A 22,127-nucleotide genomic window follows, 5' to 3' on the forward strand; every position below is an offset into this window, starting at 1 on the left:
GTGTCGTGGATTTCTCGTCCGAGGGGTAGTCAGCCGGGCCGGGGACGGCGGCAGCTCGCCGTCCCCGGCACCCATCGCATAGAGGTCCGCCGGCTGGACCGAGCAGGACATCGGCGCCGCATAAGCAACCCGAGGTTCGCCGTCAGCGCGGTGCGGAATCAGGCCTCGCTGTCGGCCAGGTAACCGTGGGCGGCGAGCAGCCGGACGAAGTACCGGTGCAGCATCGTGCCGGCCTGCTTCGCCGACTGGAACTCGGCACCGCCGAAGCGCACAATCTCGTACCCGGCCAGGTGCAGTTCCCGGTCGGCGGCGACCATCTGGGCATAAAGACGAGGACTGGCCTGCCCGCGGCTATCGGCGTAGTGCTGCTTGCCGTCACATTCCAGGACTAGGCGCCGGCGCCCGCGCATCAGCATCAGGAAGTCCATCCGCTGCCGGGGCAACGGCCCCGCCGCCCGCTGCTGGCTACGGGTGTACGGGTCATAGTGCAGGTAGACCTGGGGAATCAGCGCCGGGAGATGGTCGCCGTACTTGGCGAGTACTTCCCCGTAGACCCGGAACATTTGCCGCTCAGGACCGGGGTCCGCCTCGGGGTCCCTGTCGCGGTCCAGGGAGCGCCACAGCCGACGCCACAACTGCCGGGCAGCCTCCTGCCCGGAGGCGCCCTGTCCGGCCGGGGAGGCCGCCCACCATGTCACCAGATCCGCCCACGTCAACTCATCACCGGTGAGTGGACGGTCGTAGACCAGGCAGAACTCCGCGTTCCTGGTGATCTCGATGGTGTTGCTGACGGCGTCGACCAGCCTCAGCTCGGGCTTGGGCCCATCCGCCGCAAAGATCAAATTCTTGAACGCCGGTATGACGCCGGTCCGGCTGCCCGCGGACACCTGCAGCAGGCCCCACAGAAACGGCAGGTAGTGCTGCTCGACGACGGCATTGCCCAGCCGCAGCAGCTGGTCGAGCGACCAGTCGCTGATGCGGTGGCGCACATAGGCGCGCTTGCTGCCCATCGCCTCATCACTGTCGCCGTCGGCGAGACCGAAAGAGCGGCAGACGTCCGGCAGCTTGTACGCGCTCACCGGGTGCAGGGCCTCGGCGATCGCGTCGCACAGCTGCATGGTCTCCGTCCCGCTGCCCAGACCCATCGGCGCGAACGGATCCGCCAGCGCCGGCGCGACCGTGACCCGGTGCTCGTCGTTCTGCCGTCCGAAGACCTTCAGCTGGCTGAACCCCGCCGCGATCGCGTCGAGGTCAGCAGGACGGAACAGCCCCAGGAACAACGGACGAACACGCAGCACGACTGAAGTGGGATCCCAGGGCTCCCCCGTGCCGATCTCCACCTCGTCCACCAGTGACAACAGCCGAGCCCCGTGCTGATTGCCCGCCTTCAGCAGCAGCTGAGAAACGGTTTCGATCTTCTGCCTCGCCGCGGCATCCATGCCGCCATGTTCCGGTACACCGTCACCGCACGCGACTCCCGCCCTCATACCGACAGCAACGGCGGATGCCGCAGATGGTGAGATGGCTTCCTCGGTTTCTGGGCAGGCGGCGGAGGCAATTGATGGCGGACCTGGACACGCTGGTCAATCAGGTATGGAACCCGGAGACCCGGCGCCTGGCCGGGGAGGCACTGCGCTGCTACAACGCGGGCGCGTACCGGGCCAGCATCGCCGCCACGTGGACGGCCGTCACCGCCGACATCATCACGAAGGTGATCGGGCTGGCCGACGACGGCGACGCGACCGCCATTCCGTTCCGGACGGCCGTCGCCAACGCTCAGGCTCACGGGCTCAACCGCGAAGGCGTCAAAGCCATGCAGGCCATCGAGGCCGACCTGCTCGCCAACGCGGAGACCTTTGAACTGATCGACGCGATCGACTCCCATGAGCTCAGCCGGATCCAGGAGGACCGCAACCTATGCGTACACCCCTCCCTGCGGCTGCACGGCGGCACCTACGAGCCCCACGCTGAAGTGGCGCGCGGGCATCTCGTCGTCGCGCTCACCGCCCTGCTCACCCATCCACCGACGCAGGGCAGCCGGGCACTGGAGGAGTTCAAGAGCTATATCTGCGATTCCAGCTTCTCCCCGACGCCGGCGCACCTGCAGGCAGCGTTCTTCGACCGGGTCCGCGCCGCCGCCCAGCGCCGCATCATCCAGCTCGCCGCCAAGAGCGCCCTGCTTGAGTTGGACCCGGGTGGCCTGCTGCCAGCGATCGAGCACGCCGACCGGATGGCCGCCGCGCTGGAGGCGTTCGCCGCCCGCAACCGGGCCCTGGTCCGGGAAGCCATGATCGGGCAGCGCGACAGATTCCGCACCGTCGACGGTCAGGCCCAGATGCGGGCGCTCATTCGCTTTGTCAACGCGGACTACTTCTGGGACCTCGTCGACGACGGCCTAACCAACCGGCTGCAGGACCTGGTCGTGCAGGTGCCCGTCAGCGCCCCGGGGCGGTTGACCGCGGTTGAGGCGATCACACCCCTGGGTCTCGTGCGCAGCCCGCTGGTCCGGGAGCGGCTGCCCAAGCTGGAGGCGCACTTACTCGCCCACAGCTGGTGGGACCAGATGACGGTTGCCGCGGCGTACCCGGACCGGTACTTCGCCGAGCTGATCCCGGGCTACCTGACGCAGGCCGGTGGCTGGCGAGTGGGCGAGACGGTGGGGCAACTTTTGGTCAAGCACGCGCCGTTTCTGACCCTCGACATCCTGAGCGCGGCGCTCACCGCCTGGGTCGAGAACTACGAGTGCCGGACCGCGCACCTGATGGAGACCATCGCCGTCGACCTGTGGAATCAGACCGCCCACCTGGGGCCGGCCCGTACCGAGGTCTTCCAGCGGTTCCTCACCCGCGCCCGCGAGCACGAGAGCTTTGCCGCCACGGGCTCCTACACCTACCGGGCACTGGAGCTCGCGCTCACCACTACCCCCTAGCGCCGGAGGCCGGCGGACACCAGCGATCACCCCCGCTCCCGCTCCGCCTGCTCCAGCCGCCACGCAGCGCGCGTCACCCGCACCAACACCCACCGCCGGCGCCGCCACTCAGCCATCCGCTCTCGGACATTCGCCACGGAACCACCCTGGCGGAGCCGTTCAGCAAACTGAACACCTAAGCGCTGTTCGTCGCTCCGTTGTCGCCGACGGGCCTACCGGCTGGGCGAGTCAAGGCCGGCCTCCGCAGCTTTCACCGCAGGCGCCTGCCCGGCTGCGTCGCTGCCGGTCTTCGTCCCCGCCACAGCATCTCGGGTCGAAACGGGGTACGCCCGAGCGGCCGTCACCGCCCGTTCACTGCTGGTTGCGACGCTCTCCCCCGGATCGGCACGGACCGCCTGGTTCTCGGCGGTCTCCTGGCTGCGGTCTCGACGTACCGTGCCGAGATCGATGCGGCCGTCGAGCTTGTCCTGCACCACCCGACACGCGAACGCCCCTGGGGTCCGGGCCCGGTCAACAAAGCTGGGCACACCGCGAAGAAGCTGCTGCACGTCGTGGCCAGCTTGCTCCGCCTGGTCCAGCGTGTACGCCAGCGCACCCCACGCCTCACACCCGATCACCCTGTCGGCCCGCTGCCCAGACGGCCACGCCCTGCGTACCTCGGCGGCCATCCGCTCCTGCCTGTCCCGCACCGCCTCGGCGGACATCGCCGGCCGCCGCGACCGGTCCGTGGCTTCGCGCACCGCTCGGTCGACGGCGTCGGACAGCACCTCGATGTCGTCCGGCTCGCGCACCGGCTCGGGCTTCTCGGCCGCCCGGCCCGCCCTCTTGGCGAGCTGGTCGACGACCACCTGCCGGGCCTGCTGCGCCCGGGGGTCGACGTGCTGCCACGTCGACGCGGCACGCCACACCCGAGCGATGTCCTCCGTCCCCGCAGTGCGCCACCACCCCGGGCGCATCGCCGGCCGCCACACCGCCGCGTCGGCCTGCTGTGCCGCGCGAGCCTGCGCGCGGATCTGCCGGGCCTGCTCCTCGCTGGCCCGCGCGGCGCGTTGCAGCTGCGCGATGCGGGCGTCGATCAGCACCTGGGCCAGTTGGCCGGCGGCCTGGATCGCGGCGGTCATCGCCGCGGTGGCCCGCTGGTGGATCTCGGCCATCTCGGTGTCGGCCACTACCGTCCCCCGTCTCTCATCGCTGCGTCTGCTGATCCACCGCCGGGTCAACGCGGGCCCGTGCCCGTGCCGCATCCGGCTCCTTCCGCGCCACGCGCGGGCCCGGAACATCCCGCTCGACGTGCACCGCGCCCTGCGCGAGCAGCGGCATCAGGTGCGCCGCCGCCCTGGCCGCCGCGCCGGCCGCGTGCGCCTGCTGCTCGGCCGCGCGCAGCTCGGCCAACGCCACCACCAACCGGGCCGCCTGCACCACCACGGCGAGCAGCACCGCCGCCTCACCGCCGTCGCGGGCGGGTCCGGTGACCATCAGCGCGTTGGCAACCCGGCCCAGCTCGGCGGCGATCGTCGACGCCGCCGGTGCCGGCGCGCGACGCGGTGGTGCTGCCGCGCGGGCCAGTGCGTCAGCCGCCCGCGTCACCGGACCCCGCCCGGACGGCTCGGTGACGGCCGCGACCCGCGCCAGCAGTTCGGCGCTGGCCCGGGCTGCCGCCGGCCACTGCGGCGAGCCTGGCGCGACGCCGGCCAGCCGCCCGCTGATCGCCTCCAGGGCGGCGGCCGACGACCGCCACACCGCCATCCGGTCCTCACCGCGCAGCGTGGTCGATTCTGCGGAATCCGCCGTCTTCCACTGCGATGCCGGCGGTGGCGCGTCGGGCCACCGTTTGCGGATCTGGGGCAGGCTCAGGTCGCCGTCCAGGCTGCGCCCGGCATACCAGCGCGGCTTGCTGGCACCGGCCGGCCGTAGCGCCACGGCGTATCCGACCACCTGGTCCCGGTCGGTCGCCGCGGTGCGCGCAGCGACCAGCAGGCCGGCGGTCCTCATCCGTGCGACCCACTCGGCCTCGTTGCCGGCACCCGCGAGCGCGGCCCGGACCTGGCGGCGCAGCAGTTCTCGGTCTGGTGCCTGGTCGACGCGCCGGGCCCGCTCGATTTCGGGCCGGGTCAGCTCCGGCCGTCGGGTCGCGCCGGCCCGACCGGGTGTCCATTTGCCCAGCCCGAACTCGTCCTCGATGAGGTCGGCGACCTGCTGGCTGCGCCGTTTGTCCTGCCGTAGCCACACCGGCGCCCCGTCCTCGGTGGCGAGGGTGACGACCAGGTGCACGTGGTCGTTGCCGCGCGCCGACAGCCCGTGCCGTACCGCAATCCACCGGCACCCGGCCCGATCAGGGCTGCCGGTGAAGCCCATCTCGGCCACGAACCGGGCCGCGATGCGGCCCCACGTCGCGTCGTCGAGCTGCCCCTCATGGGCCGGCAGGCTCAGCGAGCACTGCCACACGTACTGCTTCACTCCGCGCTCGCCGGCGGCGATCTGCGGCGCGTCCAACCGTGCCGCCAGCTCGTCCAGCGACCATCGCTCGCCGTCGCGGTCGTGCCGGCCGGGAGCCAGCAGCGACACGTCGTCGTACCCGGCGACCAGGTGCGGGTTGACGTGCTCCTCGACCTTCCCCGGGCCCCACAGGTACTCCAACAGGCCCCGGACCCGGGTGCCGTAGGTGACCTTCGGGATCATCAGCGTCGGCCGGTCTGGGCGGCGGCGATCGCGGTAACGAGGTCGTCGACGCGGGCCGCGATCCGTGCCAGATATGCCGCCGTGGCGGCCAGGTCCCCGGCCGGCTCCCCGGTGGAGTGCAGCCGCGTCACCGCCTGGTTGAGGTTGGTCGCAGCGCCTCGCACCTGCCGGTGCACACCCATCAACTCGACCAGCAATGGGCCCGTCTCCCCGCCCCCTCCCGGGCCCGTTGGGGCGGGCACGAGCGGCGCCGAACCGGCCTCCGCCAGGTACGCCGAGGTGGCCATCCGGGCCGCCGCCGCATTCGCCTCGACCGCCGCCAGCTCCGCCTCGGACAGCCGCACAGTCACCCGGTGCACGCGCGGATCATCGTCGTTGTGAGCACGCCGCCGGCGCTCACTGGCACCGAAGCGAACCACACCGACCTGCGGCGACTCAGCCACGTCGACCACCCTCCCGGCGGGCCGACGCCGCCCTGATCTGCCCGGCCGCCACGCGGCCCGTCTGACCAAAAGTCAGACTTTTATTCCAACTTGCTCCGGCGAGGCCGGTGGGTCGCGCGTGCGCGACCTGGCCGCGTGGTCGCGGACCCGAGCACACCGGACGGCGCGCACCACCAGACAACCTCGTGGCGATCCGGCACGGCCGGTCGCCAGCACTTACCGCCGACGACGCGGCGCTGTGCTGTGCGACGTACCGGTGCCATGTCCGTGCTCCTGGTCGACGTCCTCGCCGAGCGCTGCCGGCGTCTCCGGCGGTCACCAGTGGTGCCGCGAGGGTGGGCCCACGAGGATCGATCTTGGCCGTTAGGCTCGGCGTCCACAGCCACCAGACCGGAGCATCCAGGGGGAGGATCCCATGGCCGAACAGTCCGCCAAGGCCGTCCGTACCGAGACCGAGAAGGCCGCGCTGCAACTGCTGCGCGAGCGCGCGGCCCTGGTCGGCGAAGCCGCTACCGCCCGGCACGACCGCGACCAGCTCGTCGACGCGCTGCGCGAGGCCAACGCCCGCTACGCCACCCGATACGCCGACGCCCTCGCCGGCGGCTGGACGGCAGACGAACTGGCCAAGCTCGGCCTGGACACGCCGGAGTCGTCCAGCACGTCCAGGCGGCGCCGCCCACCCCGCCAGGCGCAGCCCGCACAGGGCCAGCCGGACGAGCTGGTGACGCCGGCCGACGTCCCGGCGCAGACGTAGCGGCACGGCCCACGTCACGATGACGGCCTTCCCTGATGCGGCAGGGGAGGCCATCATCGTGTTGGTGCCGGTCACGACCTGGTCCCGAGCGGCACGCCGCGGGACCGCATCCACGGCTCGGGGTCGACCGCGTTGCTGCTGTTGGCGTGGAACGGGCCAGGACGCACGTTGACGTGAACCTCGAAGTGCAGGTGCGGGCCCGAGCTGCCACCCGAGTTGCCGACGTGTCCGATGACCGCTCCGGCCGCGACGCGCTGACCGATAGACACCTCGGGCCGCTCGATCATGTGGCAGTAGCGGGTCACGACGTTGCCCGCGTGGCGGATGTCGACGTACCAGCCGCAACCGCGCGCACCGGTGTGCCCGTCACGATCGCAGGTGGTGTACCAGTCACACTTGACCTGCTCCACCACCCCCGCCGACGCCGCACGGATCGGGTCGCCCCGCACGTCCGAGGTCGACATGTCGACGCCCGCGTGCAAGCGGCCATTGCGCGGCCCGAACGGGCTGGTGACCACCGCCCGCAGCGGCTGCACCCACCCGCCCGGACCAACCGGGACCGGGCCCAAGTCGTCGACGCCGCACGGGGCCGTCGGCGCACCACCGCCGATATCGTCGATGCTCGGCAGACCGAGCACCCGCGCGGCGAGCTGCTCCGCGTCGGGCTCCCACTTCTGGTACGCCTCCGGCAGGCCCGAACGCTGCACCGCCTGCGCGGCATCGGTCAGCCGCATCCGCTGCCACCCGTCGACGCGCACCAGCGCCTCGTAGAACTTCCCGGCCGCGTAGCTGGGCGTCATCCGCTCCCGCACACTGCCCCACCCCGGACGCTGCTGGAACAGCCCCACCGAGTCGTGGTCGCGCCCCACACCCTCGTGCGGCAGCGACAGCGACTCGGGCACGGTGGAGTTGGCGAGGTTGCGCAGTGTGGACTCCTGCATCGCGGTGGCCAGCGCGATGACGTACCCGCGCGGCGGCACCTGACGCTGGCGTCCGACCGCCACGATCGTCGCCGCGTGCGTGCTCTGGGCGCTGCTCCACCCGCCACCACCCGGCACCGGCGACGCGCCAGGTATCGACGGCACCTCGCACGCCGCCGCCTCGGCCTGCGCCTGGCCGAACATCATCAAGGGCAGGCCCACCGTTCCGCCGCACACCAGCATCACCACGGCGGCCACCGCCGCGATCAGCGCGACCGGTCGCCGCGTCACTGGACCGCCCGGACGAAGTCGTTACCGGTGACCATCCAACGACCGTTCACGGCGGCGAGGGTGACGGTCAGCGTGCCGGCGTCGGTGGGCACCTCGTACACCGCAGCCCCGGCCTTCGGCGCCTGCTTCACCGCCGGCCGGCCCGTCACCTGGGTCGCCGGAACCTGCGCCGGGTCGACGGTACGCAGCGCACGAGCAAAGCCGTCCTCGCAGTGCGGCGCGACCCGCTTCCACCACACATCCGCCGGCAGATCCGGACGCGCCCACGCCACCGCAAACGCCTCCACCACCCTCGGCGCCTGGGCCGCCGGCGGCAGCACGGCCGGTGCCCGCTCGTCGCCGTGGTCGTCGCTGCCCGGTGCCTCGCGGGACGACGTCGGCGACACCTCGACCGCGCTGACGGTCGGATACACCGGGCCGCTGACGTCCGGTGCCGGTGTGCCCGGCTCTGCCGCCGTGCCGCACCCTGTCAACGCCACCGCCGTACCCACAGCAGCCAACGCCGCCCGAACCTGCCATTCGCCGTCTTTGATGCGCGCGGATGCGGCTGCTCTGCGTGCCATATGACGCCTCCCCCGTGCTTTCATTCGCGTCCCTGTCGCGGCAGAGCAATCACCATAGATCCATTGAGAAACGCGGTGCTACTGTCGGCTACTCGTCGGTGACCTTGTTACACGGGGGAGGCATCAGATGGCGGGGAGCATCTGCGCGCGGCGGGGCCGCCGGTGAAAACGTCGGCTGTCGCCGCGCACCGCACACGCCTCGGAAGCGCACCTCACCTACCGGCTGCGGTGATTCCAGAGAACCTCCAGAATGGATGGCCGCCGATCTGGTGGGTCGGATGCCACGGCGGCGCGGGTACAAGCACCCTGGCCCGGCTAGTCGGCGTTGGGGTCGACTTCGGTCGAGCGTGGCCACTGACGACGCCGGTGATGCCGCCTGCCCAGGTGGTGCTGATCTGCCGCCTGTCCGCCTACGGCACCTGGGCGGCCACCGGCGCGATCGAGCAGTGGCGTCGCCGCGCGGGCATGGCCGGCACGACGAGCGTGCTGGGCGTGGTCGCCGTCGCGGCCTCCCCACGGCGGCCCCCGCGCATCGCCACCGAACGACTGCAACTGCTCGGCGGATGGGCGCCGCAGGTGTGGCGCGTCGGCTGGATCGACGCGCTCCTGGCCGCCGACGACCCCCGCGACGTCGGCACACCCCCCGACGTCGAGACGCTCCGCCACGCCCTCGCACAAAAGATCCACACGACACCGAAAGTGACCCGATGACGCTCGCAGACCTACCCGCTCGCCTGGGGCTGTACCTGGCAGCCCCCACCCCTCCCCCCGGTGGGGTGCCGAACCCGGGCGGCGGCGTGGCACCCCCCGGAGTGGTGCAGAGCAACGTCCTGGAAATCCTCCAGTGGATCGCGTGGCTCGCCACCGCCGCGTGCGTCGGCGGACTCCTCTACAGCGCCGCAAAAATGGCCATCGCGCACCGCCGCGGTGACGACACCAACGTCGCCCAGCTCGGCTGGGTAGCCGCAGCCTGCATCCTGATCGGCAGCGCATCCACCATCGTCGGCGCCCTGATCGCCTAGCAGGCCGGGAGGCTGCCATGTCATCGCCTGACTTCGCCCAGCGCCCGCCATGGACGCGCCCCGGCTTCATCGCCGCCGCCGCGCTGCTCCTGGCCGTCATCCTCATCGGGGTCCTGGTGGCCGTGTTCGCCATCGCGAACAACACCCGCGACAACCTCAGCGGCGGTGGCGCTGCAACCAGCACGCCGACGCCCGGTTCCACACCGGCTGAAAGCAGCACTACGGCACCAGGAGCGCCGCAGGCTGTGCCAACGGCTCCGCCGGCCGATGTGCGGTGGGAGCTGTTCGGCCAGACGGCTGTACCGGTCAGCGCCTCCGCTGGCCCGAGCCGGACCGGCGAGACCGCGTCCGGCTACGCACACACCCCCGAGGGCGCACTGATCGCCGCCGCGCAGATCAGCAAGCGGGCCGCCCACTCCGCCGGCCGCCAGTCGTGGGAACCGACGATCCAGCAACAGTTCGAGCCGAACGCCGACCGGGACCGGCTGCTGGCAGCGCTACGTGAAGCAGGCGACACCCCGGCAGAGCCCGGCGAGCTGAGCCAGCTCGTCGGCTACCAGTACCAGTCCTACACCCCGGACACCGCCGTGATCGGTCTGGTGTACCGCGCCCCGGCCGCCGGCACACCGCGCTACCACGTGTTGTCGCTGACGCTGGTCTGGCGCGACGGCGACTGGCGGATGGTGCCACCCCCTGGCGGGGCCTGGACCTCGATCAACCGGATGACCTCCGACCTCACCGGCGTCATCGAATGGGGTGCACGGTAGTGCCGTGCACACCCATCATCGACCCAGAATGCGTCCCGGGGATGATCTCGGAAAGCTTTGCCGGCCGGTTCCTCGACGAACTGTCCGAGCAGGCATCCGAGGCCGCTGCGGAGATGCTCAAGGCCTTGGTCGCCGGATGGTTGTCGATCCCTACGACGAAGGTGTCCCAGGGCTCCTGCCACACCGACACATCGGGGAAGCTCGTCTGCGACGGCACCGTCGACTACCTGAGCGCCTACACCAACTGGGCGGTAGCCGCGCTCGCGGTGGGCGCGGTCCTCATCGGCGCGATCCGGCTCGCCTGGGAACGCAACGGCCGCGACGCCGGCACCCTGACCAAGGGCCTGGTGACCATGGTCGTGCTCGCCGGCGCCGGCGTGCCCGCCGTGCAACTGCTCATCGGCATCGGCGACGCCTACTCCGACTGGATCCTCAAGGCCTCCGCCGACGGTGACCTCGGTGCCCGGCTGCGTGCCTTCGCCCCAGCCGCCGCCGCCAGTGGCCCATCCGCGCTGATGACCATCGGTATCTCGATCATGATGTTCCTGGCCACCATGGTGCAGTTGCTGCTGCTGCTGGCCCGGGGCGCCGGCCTGGTGCTGCTGGCCGGGCTGCTCCCGCTGGCCGCCGCGTCGGGCATCGCCGGGTCCGGCCGCGCGATCCGCGACCGGTACCTGACGTGGCTGCTCGCCCTGGTGCTCTACAAGCCTGCGGCGGCCACGATCTACGCAGCGGTGTTCTGGATGCTCGGCAAGGGCCAGGACCTCACGACGCTGCTCACCGGCCTGGTGATGTTCTGTATGGCGATCGTGGCGTTGCCGGCGTTAATGCGGCTGATCGCGCCGGCCGTGTCGGTGCTGTCCTCCGGTGGGGCCGGCGGTGTGGCCGTCGCGGCGACGTCGGCGGTCGGGCAGGTTGCCTCGGGGGCGATCCGGCTCAACGCCAGCAGGGGCGCAAGCGGCGGCCCCGGCACGCGAACCGGTGGCAGTGATCCTGGCCGGCCCGGCGGCGCCACCCCATCCTCGCCGATGCCGGCGCCCCGCCCCTCAGGTGGAAGCGCCAGAACCGGCTCGCCGACCCCGACCCCTGCCGGCTCGTCGACGGCCACGACCGCCCAGACGGCGACCAGCACGGCACAGACGACGAGCGCGGCGGGAGCCGCCACCTCGGCGGCCGGGCCAGCCGGCATCGCGGTCACGGCGGCGCAAGCAGGGCCCGCCACCGTCCGCAAGATCGGCGGCACAGCATCCGGAGCGACAGGCGGTGAGGGCGCATGAGCACCGACGTACAACCCCGCTCCAGCGAGCAGCAGCGCACCTACGGCAACTGGCGCGTCGGGCGTGGCGCCGGCCTGTTCGGCCTCGGCCCGGCTGGCACGATCGCCGCGTTCCTGGTCATGGTGCTGTCCGCAGCGATGCTGCCGGTCTCCGCCCTGGCCGCACTGGTCACCGCCGTCATCGGGCTACTCGTGCTCGCCCCCCTGGCGATCCGGATCGGCGGGCGCACTGGATTCCAAGTAATCACCGCGCGGGTGGCGTGGTGGCTGGCGCGGGCCCGCCGCCACCACGTGTACGTGTCCGGGGTGGCGTCCCGGGTCACCGCCGCGCACCAGTTGCCCGGGGTGCTGGCCCGCTCCGAGGTGTACGAGGTGGAGACCGGCCGCTCGGGGCTCGTCGCCGTCGTCGTGGTGCCGCAGAGCCGGCTCTACACCGTCACCCTGCGGTGCGCGCCCGAGGGCATGGACCTGGTCGACCAGGCCGTCATCGACGCCCGCGTCAGTCACCTGGCGTCGTGGCTGGCGGCCCTGTCGCGTGAGCCGCAGCTCGTGCAGGCACAGGTCACCGTCGAGACCACCCCGGACCCGGGCACCCGGCTGGCCGCCGAGGTCACCGCCACGTCCCGGCCCGACGCCCCGGCGCTGGCCCTGCAGGTCCTCGACGACGTCGTACGGTCCTACCCGGCCGGGTCGGCGGCCGTCGACACCCGCGTGTCGCTGACCTACACCGCCCCGCCAGGCCGGTCGATGTCGCACGAGGACGTCTGCCGGGAGGTCGCCGCCCGGCTGCCGCACCTGCACTCCGGGCTGACCGGCGCCACCGGCGCCGGCATCGTGCCGATGTCCGCCCGTAGCCTCGCCGGCGTGGTGCGCGCCGCCTACGACCCGGACGCCGCCCTGGACCTCGCCCGCGACCCGCAGCTCACCCCCGACTGGACGCAGGCCGGACCGGTGGCCACCCGCGAAAGTTGGGACTCCTACCGCCACGACTCCGGCGTCTCGCGCACCTGGTGCATGGTCGAGGCCCCACGCGGGGTGGTGTACTCGCGGCTGTTCGCCCGCCTCACCGACCCGGACCCGCAACTACTGCGCAAGCGGGTGAGCATGATCTACCGGCCGTACTCCCCCGCCGACGCGGCGCGGCTGGTGGAGGCCGACAAGCGCGACGCGAGGTTCATGGCCGCCAAGAAGCCGCGGCCCAGCGCCCGAGACCTCACCGACCTGGCCGCCGCCGACCAGGCCGCCCAGGAAGAGGCCACCGGCGCGGGCGTCGTCCGCTTCACCGTGCTGGTCACCGCCACCGTCGCCGACGACGGCAAGCTCGACGAGGCCACCGGCATCATCCGGGCCCGCGCCGGCGAGGCCCGCCTGACGATCCGGCCGATGTACGGCTGTCAGGCCGCCGGGTTCGCCGCCGGCCTGCCCGCCGGCGTGGTCTTGCCCACCCACGCCACGATCCCCTTCTAGGACGGCGGCGATGACCAGCCCTCGAACCAACCCACCGCCACGGCGTCGACCGGCCGGGCGTCGGCCTGGCCGCCTCGGCTACGGCGCACCCGGGGGCGGCCGGTGGTCGTGGATCGAGCCCTCGACGGAGTACCGGGGCACCACCGTGCAGGTCTGCGGCCTGTTTCCGTTCGGCACCGGCGCGTCGACGCCGATGATCGGCGTGCCGGTCGGCCGGCACCTCTACACCGGCTCGGCGGTGTGCTTCGACCCGATCTCCTGGTACACGAGAGCGAGGTTGATCTCCAACCCGTCGGTGTGGATCGAGGGCGAGCCCGGCATGGGCAAGAGCACGGCGGTGCGGCGGATGGTCCTCGGGCTCACTGCCCAGGGCGTCACCCCGCTGATCCTCGGCGACCTCAAACCGGACTACGCCGAGCTGGTCCGCGCCCTCGGCGGGCAGGTGCTGCGCGTCGGGCCCGGCCTGGACCGGATCAACCCCCTGGACGCCGGTCCGTGGCGGCAGGTCCTCGACCGCGTCGACGAGCGCACCGGCGCCGTCGTGCGCGCCGCGGTGACCGACCGGAGATTGAACATGCTCGTCGCCCTGGCCACCCTCATCAGGCGCGGGCCCGTTACCTCGGACGAGACCACCGTCCTGGCCGCCGCGCTGCGCTACCTCGCCGAGCGGGAGACCACCACCCCGCCGGTGCTTTCCGACGTCCTGAACGTCATCCGCGACGCCCCGGCCGAGGTCCGCGCGGTCACCCTCTGGCAGGAGGAGGGAGACGTCCCACGGTTCCGAGAAGAGGTCGCCGGCCTGCACCGCACCCTGCTGGCGCTGCTGCACGGCCCGCTCGGCACGACCTTCGAGGGGCAGACCACCACGCCGATCCGCCTCGACACCCCGGCCGTGTGCGTCGACATCTCCAGCATCGACGACACCGACGAGCTGCGCACCGCCGCGACCCTGCTGTCGACCTGGTCCTACGGCTTCGCCCAGGTGGAGGCCGCGCACCTGATGGCCGACCTCAACCTGGCTCCCGCACGGACCTTCTTCACGGTGCTCGACGAGTTGTGGCGGGCGCTGCGCGTCGGGCACGGCCTGGTCGACCGCGCCGACGGCCTCACCCGGTTGAACAGACAGAAAGGCACGGGCACGGCGTTCATCACCCACTCGTTGGCCGACCTGGAGGCGCTGCCCACCGCCCACGACCGGGCCAAGGCCCGCGGCTTCGCCGAGAGAAGCGCTGTGCTGATGATCGGCCCGTGCTCCGAGCAGGAACTCGACGCCGTCAGCCGCGTTCGGCCGCTGTCGCAAGCGGAGCGGCGCGAGGTGCTGTCCTGGTCGGCGCCGCCGTCCTGGACAGCGACTGAGGGCAGCGGCACCGTCGGCCGTGGAAACTTCCTGATCAAGGTCGGAAGCAGACCCGGTATCCCGGTGCACCTGGAACCCACCGAGACCGAGATGCGGCTCGGCAACACCGACGCCCGCTGGACGATGACGTGAGCCGCCCGGCTGGCCCGCGCGGTGGCCACGACGACGCTGGCCTGATCGTCGGTGGCATCGCTGCCCTGGTCCTGGTCCTCGCCAGCGGCGCGTGGCTGCCCGTCGTGCTGGCCCGCCCGCCCGGATACACCGGCGGCGGGCCGATCCAGGTCGCCGCCGCGGTGCTGCGCGGTGACATCACCTGGACCACCACCTGCACCCTAATCGCCGTCGCCGAGGTGAGCGTCCTGGTGCTGCTGGCCGTCGGCAGCACCGCCGCCTGGCGGTGGGCACGCCGACGCCGTACCCGCGTCGACCCGGCCGCCCGCCGCATGGCCAGCCGCCGAGACCTCGCCCACCTCGGCCCGAAGGGCGCCGCCGACAGCGGGCGGCGGCTGCGGCCCAGCCTCGCCGACGTCGACCGGCCCGACCCCGACCAGCTCGGCGTGCTGATCGCCCACACCGTCGCCGGCGGGATGCCGCTGCGCCAGTCCTGGGAGGACATGGCCGTCGACATCTGGGGCCCGCGAACCGGCAAGACCACCTGCCGGGCGATCCCCGCCATCGTCGCCGCCCCCGGCCCCACCCTGGTCACCAGCGTCAAAGGCGACATCGTCGACGCCACCCGCGACATCCGCGCCGCACGCGGCACCGTGTGGGCGTTCGACCCGCAGCACATCCTCGGCCCCGAGCAGACCATGTGGTGGAACCCCCTGCGCGCCGTGGCCACCATCACCGACGCCCGCCGCCTGGCCGAGCACTTCGCCTCCGCCGAACGGGAACCCGGCGTCAGCCGCGACGCCTTCTTCGACCCCAGCTCGGAAGAGCTGGTGGCGAACCTGCTCCTCGCGGCCGCCGTGGCCGGCCGGGACATCCTCGCCGCGTACCGGTGGGCCGTCAGTCCCCGCGATGACGAGCCGGCGGAGCTGCTGCGCGAGCGCGGCTACGGCCTGCCCGCCGATGCGGTCGCCGGGGTGGTCAACATGCCCGACAAGACGAGGGGCGGCATCTACGCGGGCGCGCAGAAGATGCTCATGTGCCTCACCGAGCCGACGGTCACCGCCTGGGTCACCCCACCCACGCGCGGCGGGATCCTCGAGTTCGACCCGGCCGCCTTCGTCGCCTCCACCGACGTGCTGTACCTGCTGTCCCAGGGTGGCCCCGGCTCCCCCGCCCCGCTGGTCGCCGCGCTCACTGACGCTGTCCTGCGTGCCGGCGAGCTGCGGGCCCGCACCTGCCCCGGCCGGCGCCTCGACCCGCCGCTTCTGAGCGTCCTCGACGAGGCCGCCAACATCTGCCGGCTACGCCAGCTCCCGGCCCTCTACTCCTTCTACGGTTCCCACGGCCTGCCCATCATCACGATCCTGCAGTCCTATCCCCAGGGCGTCGACGTGTGGGGACGCGAGGGCATGCGCAAGCTGTGGTCCGCAGCGAACGTCCGCACCTACGGCGGCGGCGTCGCCGACCCCGACTGGCTGGAAGAGCTGTCCAAGTTGATCGGTGAGCACGACGTGACGACCAGGTCGACCAGCAGCAGCGGGTCCGGGTGGGGCCAACGGTCGGTCTCGCACGCCACCCGCCGCCAGCGGATCCTCGACGTCGCCGACCTGCACGCCCTGCCCCGGGGCCGGATGGTCGTCTACGCCTCCGGCGCCCCGCCCGCGCTCGCCCGCACCGCCCCCTGGCAGAACGGCCCGCACGCCGAGGCGATCCGCGCCTCGATCGCCCGCTGGGACCCCCACGGCCGCACCGACTGGACCCTCACCCCCGACGACGCCCCGCCGGAGCCAACCCCATGACCCTGCCCCAGCCCGGACCGGCCGGCGACCCGATCGCCGACCTCAGCGCCCTGCTCGGCCAACTCGCCGGTGACCCGGACGTGACGCCGCCGGCCGCCACACCGCCAGCCGGCGACGACGCCGCACCGGAGCCGGCCTACCGCAACGTCGAGGCGTTCGTCGCCGACTACCTCGCCCACGTCGTCGAGCGGCGCCTCGCCACTGGGCCGACCTCTGGGGTGAACTGGTGTCCCCGGTGGTGGGCGCACCCGGAGGCGATCTCCCGTCTGTACGCACTGTGGCGAGCCTGGGAGACCCTGCGCGTCAGCGACCCACAAACCGGAATGAGCATCTGGTGGCGCGACCACCTCGACCCTCACCTCACCGCGCTGGCCGCCGAGTACGGGCCGTTTAGCCGGTGCAGCCCGGACAAGCACACCGAACCCCGGCCCCTGCCCGTCGAGCTTGCGCCGCCAGAGGTTCTCGCCCAACTCCCCGACGCCGACGCTCCCTGATTCCGTGGCGTCGCCCGTCACAGCCTCATCCACGCCGTCAAGGAGCCGGTCCAGGTCGTGGAAGACGGTGGGACGCTGGTCATCATGCCGCCGACCGGCTCTCCGCGACGGACTGGGGCAGACCGGGTCGACCACGTCGTCGACGTCCGCCTCGTGGCAAGAGGCCCACCCATCCCGGCCGAGGGACTCGGGGTTGCCAAAGGTCGCGGCGATGGTGGGACACGTCGGAGTGGTGGTGGGTGCCGGGTCGGTGTCCGGGTCCGGTGGAAGGTCGCGTGGATCAGCCGGGGAACGACATGCGTGAGCTGAGTGCTCGGCGTCGATGGCGATCTCGTGAGCCGCCACCAGGCTCAGGTTCGCGTCGCCGACCAGCTCGGCTTCGGCGTGCAAGCGATGACCGATCCACCACAGCCGCACGGTGGCACCGTCACGGACTCCGTGCATGGCCCGCAAGCAAATCTCCGTCTGGTCGACGAGGGCCGGGCCGACGGCGCCCATCAGACGTGGGTACACCTCCCGGGCGGCGTCCTTGAGCACGATGCGCCATCCGGGTGGACTGCTCGTTGCGTCGGTCACTGCGGGAACTAACCGGCGCTGCGGCGCGACTACCAGGGCGACCCGCAGAGTTCCGGCTTGCGGTCGACCATGAGGGAAGGGCGAGACGAATGCTCGCTGCGGTGCGACAGGGCGCGATCGTCGCTGGCGTGGTGGCAGCCACGGTGCTGGCGCTGCCAGGGGCGGCCTGGGCTCACGGTGTCGGTGGATCAAGCGAGACCGTCGGCGGTTTCGTGTGGCTCGGCACGAAGCACATGCTCGCCGGTTGGGATCACCTGCTATTCGTCGGCGGCATCCTGCTCCTGGCCGGTGAGATGCGGCGGGCGGCCAAGCTGATCTCCCTGTTCGCGCTCGGGCACAGCGTCACCCTGTTCACCGCCACCGTCGCCGACTGGCACGTCAACCCGGTCCTGGTCGACATCGTGGTCGCGTTGAGCCTGGTGTTCGTCGGTGTGGTCGGCCTGCGTGGCAGGCCGAAGAACTGGGCCTGGTTCGCCGCCGCGGTGCTCGCCTTCGGTCTTGTGCACGGTTTGGGCCTGGCCACCCGGTTGCAGGAGGTGGGCCTGCCCTCGGACGGGCTGATCCCCCGGGTGCTGGCCTTCAACCTGGGCGTGGAGATCGGGCAGCTCATTGCGGTCGTGGCCATGTTCATGATCGGCGACGTGCTGCGCCACTACCTGCCCCGCCTGCGCGATGTCCGGCTGTCTCACGGCACGCTGATCGTCGCCGGGGTCATCGCCGCCGCGGTCCTGGTCATCTCCTCCGGTCCTGACGCGTGGCGACCGGTCCAGGCGGCCAGCGACCCGGAGAGCAGCTGCGAGGTACGCAATCGCACCGAGACGTTCCCCGGCGGCGGCGGACACCCGATGAAGAGCTTCTTCGAACCGGGCGAGACGGTGCCGGCCACGTCGTTCGGGCACGTCATCGGCGACGGGTACGTCATCGTCACCTACCGGCCCGACCTGCCCGCCGATCAGCTCGCCCAGGTGCGCGGCTTCGTCAACGACCCCGCCGTCGGCCGGGTCGTCGGCGGCTCCGCCACGGACCAGACCGAAGCGGTCAAGGCCGTGCACGCCTACCGCACGGTCGCCTGCGACACCGTCGACGTCGAGGCGGTCCGCGAGTTCACCCGGGAGTGGTTCGCCGACCCCCGATCCAAGCCCATCGAGTAGCGTCCCGCCCCCGGGCGGTCAGTCGTGCTCGGGGATGCCGGCCACCCGGTGCGACGCGGCGTGCATCACCTCAGTCACAAGCCGGCGCACATGACCTCCCCGGGCGCTGTACAACGCACGCCGGCCGTCGCGCCGCACCGTGACCAGTCCTGCCAGCCGGAGCTTGCCCAGGTGCTGTGACACCGCCGGCCGTGCCACTCCCAGCGCCGCCACCAGCGCGGTGACGTCGTGCTCCCCGTCGACGAGCAGCCACATCAACCGCAGCCGAGTGCCGTCCGCGAGCATCCGCAAGATCTCCGTTGCCGCCTCGACGTGGCTATTGACAGGTATGAGTTGTTGCAGGTCACTGGCACCTGCAACATTGTCGCGTGCGTACATGAGCACATATTATCGCGGCCATCGGGGATATCGACCGTCCTGCAGTAACGGCTGAACCCTTCCCGATCCTGACCGACCTCCACCGGCAAGGGGACAGCGATGCTGGACGTACTTCGCCATCGGGCTTACCGCCGTCTGTTCACCGCTCAGGTCATCGCTCTGCTCGGCACAGGCCTGGCCACCGTGGCTCTCGCCCTGCTGGCCTACCGTCTCGCTGGACCGCGCGCGGGCGCGGTCCTCGGCACCGCGCTGGGGATCAAGATGACCGCCAACGTCATCGTCGCCCCGGTAGCTTCCGCGCTGCTCGCCCGTCTGCCCCGTCGCGCGGTCCTGGTCGCCCTGGACCTGGTCCGCGCGGGGGTCGCGGTTCTACTACCGTGGGTGGACCAGGTCTGGCAGGTCTACCTACTGGTGTTCGTCCTGCAAGCGGCGTCGGCCGCGTTCACCCCGACCTTCCAGGCCACCATCACGGACCTACTGCCCGACGAAGACGACTACACCCACGCCCTGTCGCTGTCCCGGCTGGCCTACGACCTCGAGATGCTGCTCAGCCCCGCCCTGGCTGCCGCTGCTCTGACCCTGCTCAGCTTCGACGACCTGTTCCTGGGCACCGCCGCCGGGTTCACCGCCTCCGCGCTGCTGGTCACCTGCACCCTGATACCCCGCCCCCGCCCCACCCACCACAGCGGCAACCTGTACCGCCGCACAACCCTCGGCGTGCGGCGATACCTGGCCGTGCCCCGGCTGCGCGGCCTGCTCGCGTTGCATCTGGCCGTAGCCGCCGCCGGAGCGATGGTGCTGGTCAACACCGTCATCGCGGTCCGCGACGACCTCGGACGAGACGAATCCGACGTAGCCCTGGCCCTGGGTGCCTACGGCACCGGCTCGCTACTGGTCGCCCTCGCCCTACCTACCCTGCTGCGCCACCACGCCGACCGGCTGCTCATGCTCGTCGGCAGCGCCACAGGTGCCGTCATCCTCCTCGCCACCACCACCGTTTCCGCTAGCGCGGGTGCCTGGCGCTGGCCCGCCCTGCTCACCGCGTGGGCACTGCTCGGCGCCGCAGGATCACTGGTCCTCACCCCCAGCGGCCGACTGCTGCGCCGCAGCGCCGACGACGGCCACCGCCCCGCCATGTTCGCCGCCGACTACGCCCTGTCCCACGCCTGCTGGCTACTGACCTATCCACTGGCCGGCTGGCTCGCCGCCACCGCCGGAACCACCTGGGCTCTCATCGTGCTCAGCGCACTCGCCGCCACAGCCACCGCCCTGGCCGCCCACTCCTGGCCCACCCACGACCCTGACGAACTCGAACACGAACACCGTGACCTTGACGCCAGTCACGAGCATCTCCACGATGCCCACCCTGTCGGCGCGGGCGGCTCCTGGCGCCACACCCATCACTACCGCCTGGATGAGCACCACCACACCTGGCCCGGCCGACCAGCCACCACGCGGTCCGATGCCGCTCGGCTGCGAACCAGGAAGGATCCGCGCCGACGTCGTGCCCGCCAGCGCACACGCTGATAGCGCCTTACAGGCGTCACACCTAATAGGGCCTGAACGGCTGGCCCGCTAATAGGGCCTTGGCCGGGTGGCCCACCCGCCGAGATGCCTGCATTCCCTTGGACCCGGCGAGGCCTCGTAGAAGACCGGCGCGTGGGGGTGGGCCACCCACCTATCCATGCGCGTGGTTACCTCGGTCGTGGTTTGAGCCCGCCAGCACGACGCACACCTCGCAATCGAGAGCCGAGAGCTCTGGACGAAGACCGGGGACGTGCTGGTCGCTGGGATCGCGACACGGCTAATCGGAGGGTAGGCCATGAGCCTCGCTATTAGGGCGCCGCGCGTTCCCGCCAGGGATCTGACCTGGGACAACGTAGATCACTTGAGCGCGCGGGAGAGATCTTGAGCAAGGTGTTCTGCGGGATCGACTGGGCCGAACGGCACCACGACATCGCGCTGGTCGACGAGCACGGCAAGCTCGTCGCCAAGAAACGAATCCACGAGTCGGTAGAAGGCTGGCAGCAGCTGCTCGACATGCTGGCCGACGCCGGCGACACGCCCGACGCCCCAATCCCGGTGGCTATCGAAACACCCCGTGGGCTCCTGGTCTCGGCGCTGCGCGCTACCGGCCGCCCGGTCTACGCCATCAACCCGATGGCGGTGGCCCGCTACCGCGACCGGCACACCGTGGCGCGGAGCAAGTCCGACCACGCCGACGCCATGATTCTCGCGAACATCCTGCGCACCGACGCCCACGTCCACCGGCCGCTGCCGGCCGACACCGAACTCGCCCGCGCCATCGCGGTACTGGCTCGTGCTCACCAGGACGCCACCTGGCGGCGCACCAAGGCCTCCAACGAACTGCGGTCCTTGCTGCGCGAGTACTACCCGGCGTTCCTTGACACCTTCGTCAACCGCAAGGACTTCCTGGCCAGCGCCGACGCCAGGGCAGTGCTGGCTATCGCGCCCACACCGGCCGCCGCTGCCAAACTGACCAAGGCCCGCATCGCCGCCGCCCTGCGCCGCGGCGGACGCAAGCGCGGCATCGACGATCTCGCCTCCCAGCTCCAGCAGGCACTGCGAGTGCCACACCTGCGGCAGCAGCCGCTCGTCGAAGACGCGATGGGCGCCGCCGCCCTCGCCCTGCTCACCACGCTCAACGCCGTCTGCGCCACCGTCGACCAACTCGGCCAGGCATGCGCCGAGGCGTTCGCCCAGCACCCCGACTACGAGATCATCACCAGCTTCCCCGGCCTCGGTGACCTGACCGGCGCCCGCGTGCTAGCCGAACTCGGCGACGACCGCACCCGCTTCGCCGACGCCCGCGCGGTCAAGGCCTACGCCGGCTCCGCGCCAGTCACCCGCGCCTCCGGCCGCAGCATCTCCATCACCCACCGCCGCATCAAGAACGACCGCCTCGCCGCCGCCGGCTTCGTCTGGGCCTTCATCGCCACCAGCAACTCACCCGCCGCCCGACAGCACTACGACCGACGACGACAGACGCACGCAGACCGCCACGCCGCAGCACTACGGCACCTGTTCAACCGCCTTCTCGGCTGCCTGCACCAGTGCCTGACCACACATCAGCCCTACGACGAAGCCAAGGCCTTCCCGACCGCGCACAGGCTTCAACTTGACTCGCTA

The 22,127-nt window shown here is 71.7% G+C and carries 19 protein-coding genes and 1 pseudogene; 13 read left to right on the forward strand and 7 right to left on the reverse strand.

Going from position 1 to position 22,127, the window contains the following annotated elements:
* Positions 1-158: 158 nt before the first annotated feature.
* Positions 159-1,439: a hypothetical protein gene (locus AB0G13_RS10290; protein ID WP_357871761.1), complete on the reverse strand. Its 1,281-nt coding sequence runs from the start codon at positions 1,437-1,439 to the stop codon at positions 159-161.
* Positions 1,440-1,504: 65 nt separating this feature from the next.
* Between AB0G13_RS10290 and AB0G13_RS10295 the strand changes: the two genes are divergently transcribed.
* Positions 1,505-2,929 carry a hypothetical protein gene (locus AB0G13_RS10295; protein WP_357871764.1) on the forward strand — a complete coding sequence of 475 codons (1,425 nt, stop codon included), beginning with the start codon at positions 1,505-1,507 and terminating at the stop codon, positions 2,927-2,929.
* 212 nt (positions 2,930-3,141) lie between these two features.
* On the opposite strand, the gene AB0G13_RS10300 is transcribed toward AB0G13_RS10295, so the two are convergent.
* The 3 genes from AB0G13_RS10300 to mobC are packed head-to-tail and all read right to left on the reverse strand — an operon-like array spanning position 3,142 to position 5,967.
* Complete coding sequence (locus AB0G13_RS10300) at positions 3,142-4,098, reverse strand: hypothetical protein (protein ID WP_357871767.1); 957 nt, start codon at positions 4,096-4,098, stop codon at positions 3,142-3,144.
* Between the two features lie 16 nt (positions 4,099-4,114).
* The gene (locus AB0G13_RS10305; RefSeq protein WP_357871770.1) at positions 4,115-5,608 is read right to left on the reverse strand and encodes a relaxase; all 1,494 of its coding nucleotides are present in this window, start codon (positions 5,606-5,608) and stop codon (positions 4,115-4,117) included.
* Positions 5,608-5,967 (reverse strand): plasmid mobilization relaxosome protein MobC, encoded by a 360-nt coding sequence (mobC, locus tag AB0G13_RS10310; RefSeq protein ID WP_357871773.1) that lies wholly within the window; start codon positions 5,965-5,967, stop codon positions 5,608-5,610. Before mobC ends, AB0G13_RS10305 begins: the two co-directional genes overlap by 1 nt.
* A 499-nt stretch (positions 5,968-6,466) precedes the next feature.
* Here mobC and AB0G13_RS10315 point away from each other — a divergent pair, with 499 nt between their 5' ends.
* Positions 6,467-6,805: a hypothetical protein gene (locus AB0G13_RS10315; protein ID WP_357871775.1), complete on the forward strand. Its 339-nt coding sequence runs from the start codon at positions 6,467-6,469 to the stop codon at positions 6,803-6,805.
* Positions 6,806-6,876: 71 nt separating this feature from the next.
* On the opposite strand, the gene AB0G13_RS10320 is transcribed toward AB0G13_RS10315, so the two are convergent.
* Together AB0G13_RS10320 and AB0G13_RS10325 are read right to left on the reverse strand one after the other, a co-directional pair.
* Complete coding sequence (locus tag AB0G13_RS10320) at positions 6,877-8,016, reverse strand: M23 family metallopeptidase (RefSeq protein ID WP_357871778.1); 1,140 nt, start codon at positions 8,014-8,016, stop codon at positions 6,877-6,879.
* Positions 8,013-8,495 (reverse strand): hypothetical protein, encoded by a 483-nt coding sequence (locus AB0G13_RS10325; RefSeq protein ID WP_357871780.1) that lies wholly within the window; start codon positions 8,493-8,495, stop codon positions 8,013-8,015. The genes AB0G13_RS10320 and AB0G13_RS10325 overlap by 4 nt, the downstream gene beginning before the upstream one ends.
* Before the next feature lie 453 nt (positions 8,496-8,948).
* Here AB0G13_RS10325 and AB0G13_RS10330 point away from each other — a divergent pair, with 453 nt between their 5' ends.
* The 9 genes from AB0G13_RS10330 (at position 8,949) to AB0G13_RS10370 (ending at position 18,599) form a co-directional block, all read left to right on the forward strand.
* The gene (locus tag AB0G13_RS10330) at positions 8,949-9,290 is read left to right on the forward strand and encodes a hypothetical protein (RefSeq protein WP_357871783.1); all 342 of its coding nucleotides are present in this window, start codon (positions 8,949-8,951) and stop codon (positions 9,288-9,290) included.
* A complete protein-coding gene (locus tag AB0G13_RS10335) occupies positions 9,287-9,601 on the forward strand; it encodes a hypothetical protein (protein ID WP_357871786.1) in 315 nt (104 codons plus the stop codon). Before AB0G13_RS10330 ends, AB0G13_RS10335 begins: the two co-directional genes overlap by 4 nt.
* Before the next feature lie 17 nt (positions 9,602-9,618).
* Entirely contained in the window at positions 9,619-10,368 is a 750-nt protein-coding gene (locus AB0G13_RS10340; RefSeq protein ID WP_357871788.1) for a hypothetical protein, read from the forward strand.
* Between the two features lie 41 nt (positions 10,369-10,409).
* Positions 10,410-11,645 carry a hypothetical protein gene (locus AB0G13_RS10345; RefSeq protein WP_357871791.1) on the forward strand — a complete coding sequence of 412 codons (1,236 nt, stop codon included), beginning with the start codon at positions 10,410-10,412 and terminating at the stop codon, positions 11,643-11,645.
* Entirely contained in the window at positions 11,642-13,111 is a 1,470-nt protein-coding gene (locus AB0G13_RS10350; protein WP_357871793.1) for an SCO6880 family protein, read from the forward strand. Before AB0G13_RS10345 ends, AB0G13_RS10350 begins: the two co-directional genes overlap by 4 nt.
* 10 nt (positions 13,112-13,121) lie before the next feature.
* A complete protein-coding gene (locus AB0G13_RS10355; RefSeq protein ID WP_357871796.1) occupies positions 13,122-14,600 on the forward strand; it encodes an ATP/GTP-binding protein in 1,479 nt (492 codons plus the stop codon).
* The gene (locus AB0G13_RS10360; RefSeq protein ID WP_357871799.1) at positions 14,597-16,378 is read left to right on the forward strand and encodes a TraM recognition domain-containing protein; all 1,782 of its coding nucleotides are present in this window, start codon (positions 14,597-14,599) and stop codon (positions 16,376-16,378) included. The genes AB0G13_RS10355 and AB0G13_RS10360 overlap by 4 nt, the downstream gene beginning before the upstream one ends.
* Positions 16,375-16,872, forward strand: coding sequence for a DUF4913 domain-containing protein (locus tag AB0G13_RS10365; protein WP_357871802.1), 498 nt, complete (start codon positions 16,375-16,377; stop codon positions 16,870-16,872). The genes AB0G13_RS10360 and AB0G13_RS10365 overlap by 4 nt, the downstream gene beginning before the upstream one ends.
* Before the next feature lie 677 nt (positions 16,873-17,549).
* Entirely contained in the window at positions 17,550-18,599 is a 1,050-nt protein-coding gene (locus AB0G13_RS10370; protein ID WP_357871805.1) for a HupE/UreJ family protein, read from the forward strand.
* An 18-nt stretch (positions 18,600-18,617) separates the two neighbouring features.
* On the opposite strand, the gene AB0G13_RS10375 is transcribed toward AB0G13_RS10370, so the two are convergent.
* Entirely contained in the window at positions 18,618-18,977 is a 360-nt protein-coding gene (locus tag AB0G13_RS10375; RefSeq protein ID WP_357871808.1) for a metalloregulator ArsR/SmtB family transcription factor, read from the reverse strand.
* Positions 18,978-19,076: 99 nt separating this feature from the next.
* Here AB0G13_RS10375 and AB0G13_RS10380 point away from each other — a divergent pair, with 99 nt between their 5' ends.
* Both AB0G13_RS10380 and AB0G13_RS10385 read left to right on the forward strand, forming a co-directional pair.
* Positions 19,077-20,504, forward strand: a complete 1,428-nt coding sequence (locus tag AB0G13_RS10380; protein WP_357871812.1) for an MFS transporter — start codon at positions 19,077-19,079, stop codon at positions 20,502-20,504.
* Positions 20,505-20,885: 381 nt separating this feature from the next.
* Positions 20,886-22,094, forward strand: a pseudogene (locus tag AB0G13_RS10385) (IS110 family transposase); the annotation flags it as partial.
* Positions 22,095-22,127 lie beyond the last annotated feature (33 nt).

The organism is Micromonospora sp. NPDC023633 (assembly GCF_040640035.1).
In the GTDB taxonomy this organism is placed as follows: domain Bacteria; phylum Actinomycetota; class Actinomycetes; order Mycobacteriales; family Micromonosporaceae; genus Micromonospora.

Coding starts and splice junctions, on each gene's coding strand:
- AB0G13_RS10290 (WP_357871761.1), bottom strand. CDS start 1,439: ATGGATGCCGCGGCGAGGCAGAAGATCGAAACCGTTTCTCAGCTGCTG.
- AB0G13_RS10295 (WP_357871764.1), top strand. CDS start 1,505: ATGCCGCAGATGGTGAGATGGCTTCCTCGGTTTCTGGGCAGGCGGCGG.
- AB0G13_RS10305 (WP_357871770.1), bottom strand. CDS start 5,608: ATGATCCCGAAGGTCACCTACGGCACCCGGGTCCGGGGCCTGTTGGAG.
- AB0G13_RS10315 (WP_357871775.1), top strand. CDS start 6,467: ATGGCCGAACAGTCCGCCAAGGCCGTCCGTACCGAGACCGAGAAGGCC.
- AB0G13_RS10330 (WP_357871783.1), top strand. CDS start 8,949: ATGCCGCCTGCCCAGGTGGTGCTGATCTGCCGCCTGTCCGCCTACGGC.
- AB0G13_RS10335 (WP_357871786.1), top strand. CDS start 9,287: ATGACGCTCGCAGACCTACCCGCTCGCCTGGGGCTGTACCTGGCAGCC.
- AB0G13_RS10340 (WP_357871788.1), top strand. CDS start 9,619: ATGTCATCGCCTGACTTCGCCCAGCGCCCGCCATGGACGCGCCCCGGC.
- AB0G13_RS10345 (WP_357871791.1), top strand. CDS start 10,410: ATGATCTCGGAAAGCTTTGCCGGCCGGTTCCTCGACGAACTGTCCGAG.
- AB0G13_RS10350 (WP_357871793.1), top strand. CDS start 11,642: ATGAGCACCGACGTACAACCCCGCTCCAGCGAGCAGCAGCGCACCTAC.
- AB0G13_RS10355 (WP_357871796.1), top strand. CDS start 13,122: ATGACCAGCCCTCGAACCAACCCACCGCCACGGCGTCGACCGGCCGGG.
- AB0G13_RS10365 (WP_357871802.1), top strand. CDS start 16,375: ATGACCCTGCCCCAGCCCGGACCGGCCGGCGACCCGATCGCCGACCTC.
- AB0G13_RS10375 (WP_357871808.1), bottom strand. CDS start 18,977: ATGTACGCACGCGACAATGTTGCAGGTGCCAGTGACCTGCAACAACTC.
- AB0G13_RS10380 (WP_357871812.1), top strand. CDS start 19,077: ATGCTGGACGTACTTCGCCATCGGGCTTACCGCCGTCTGTTCACCGCT.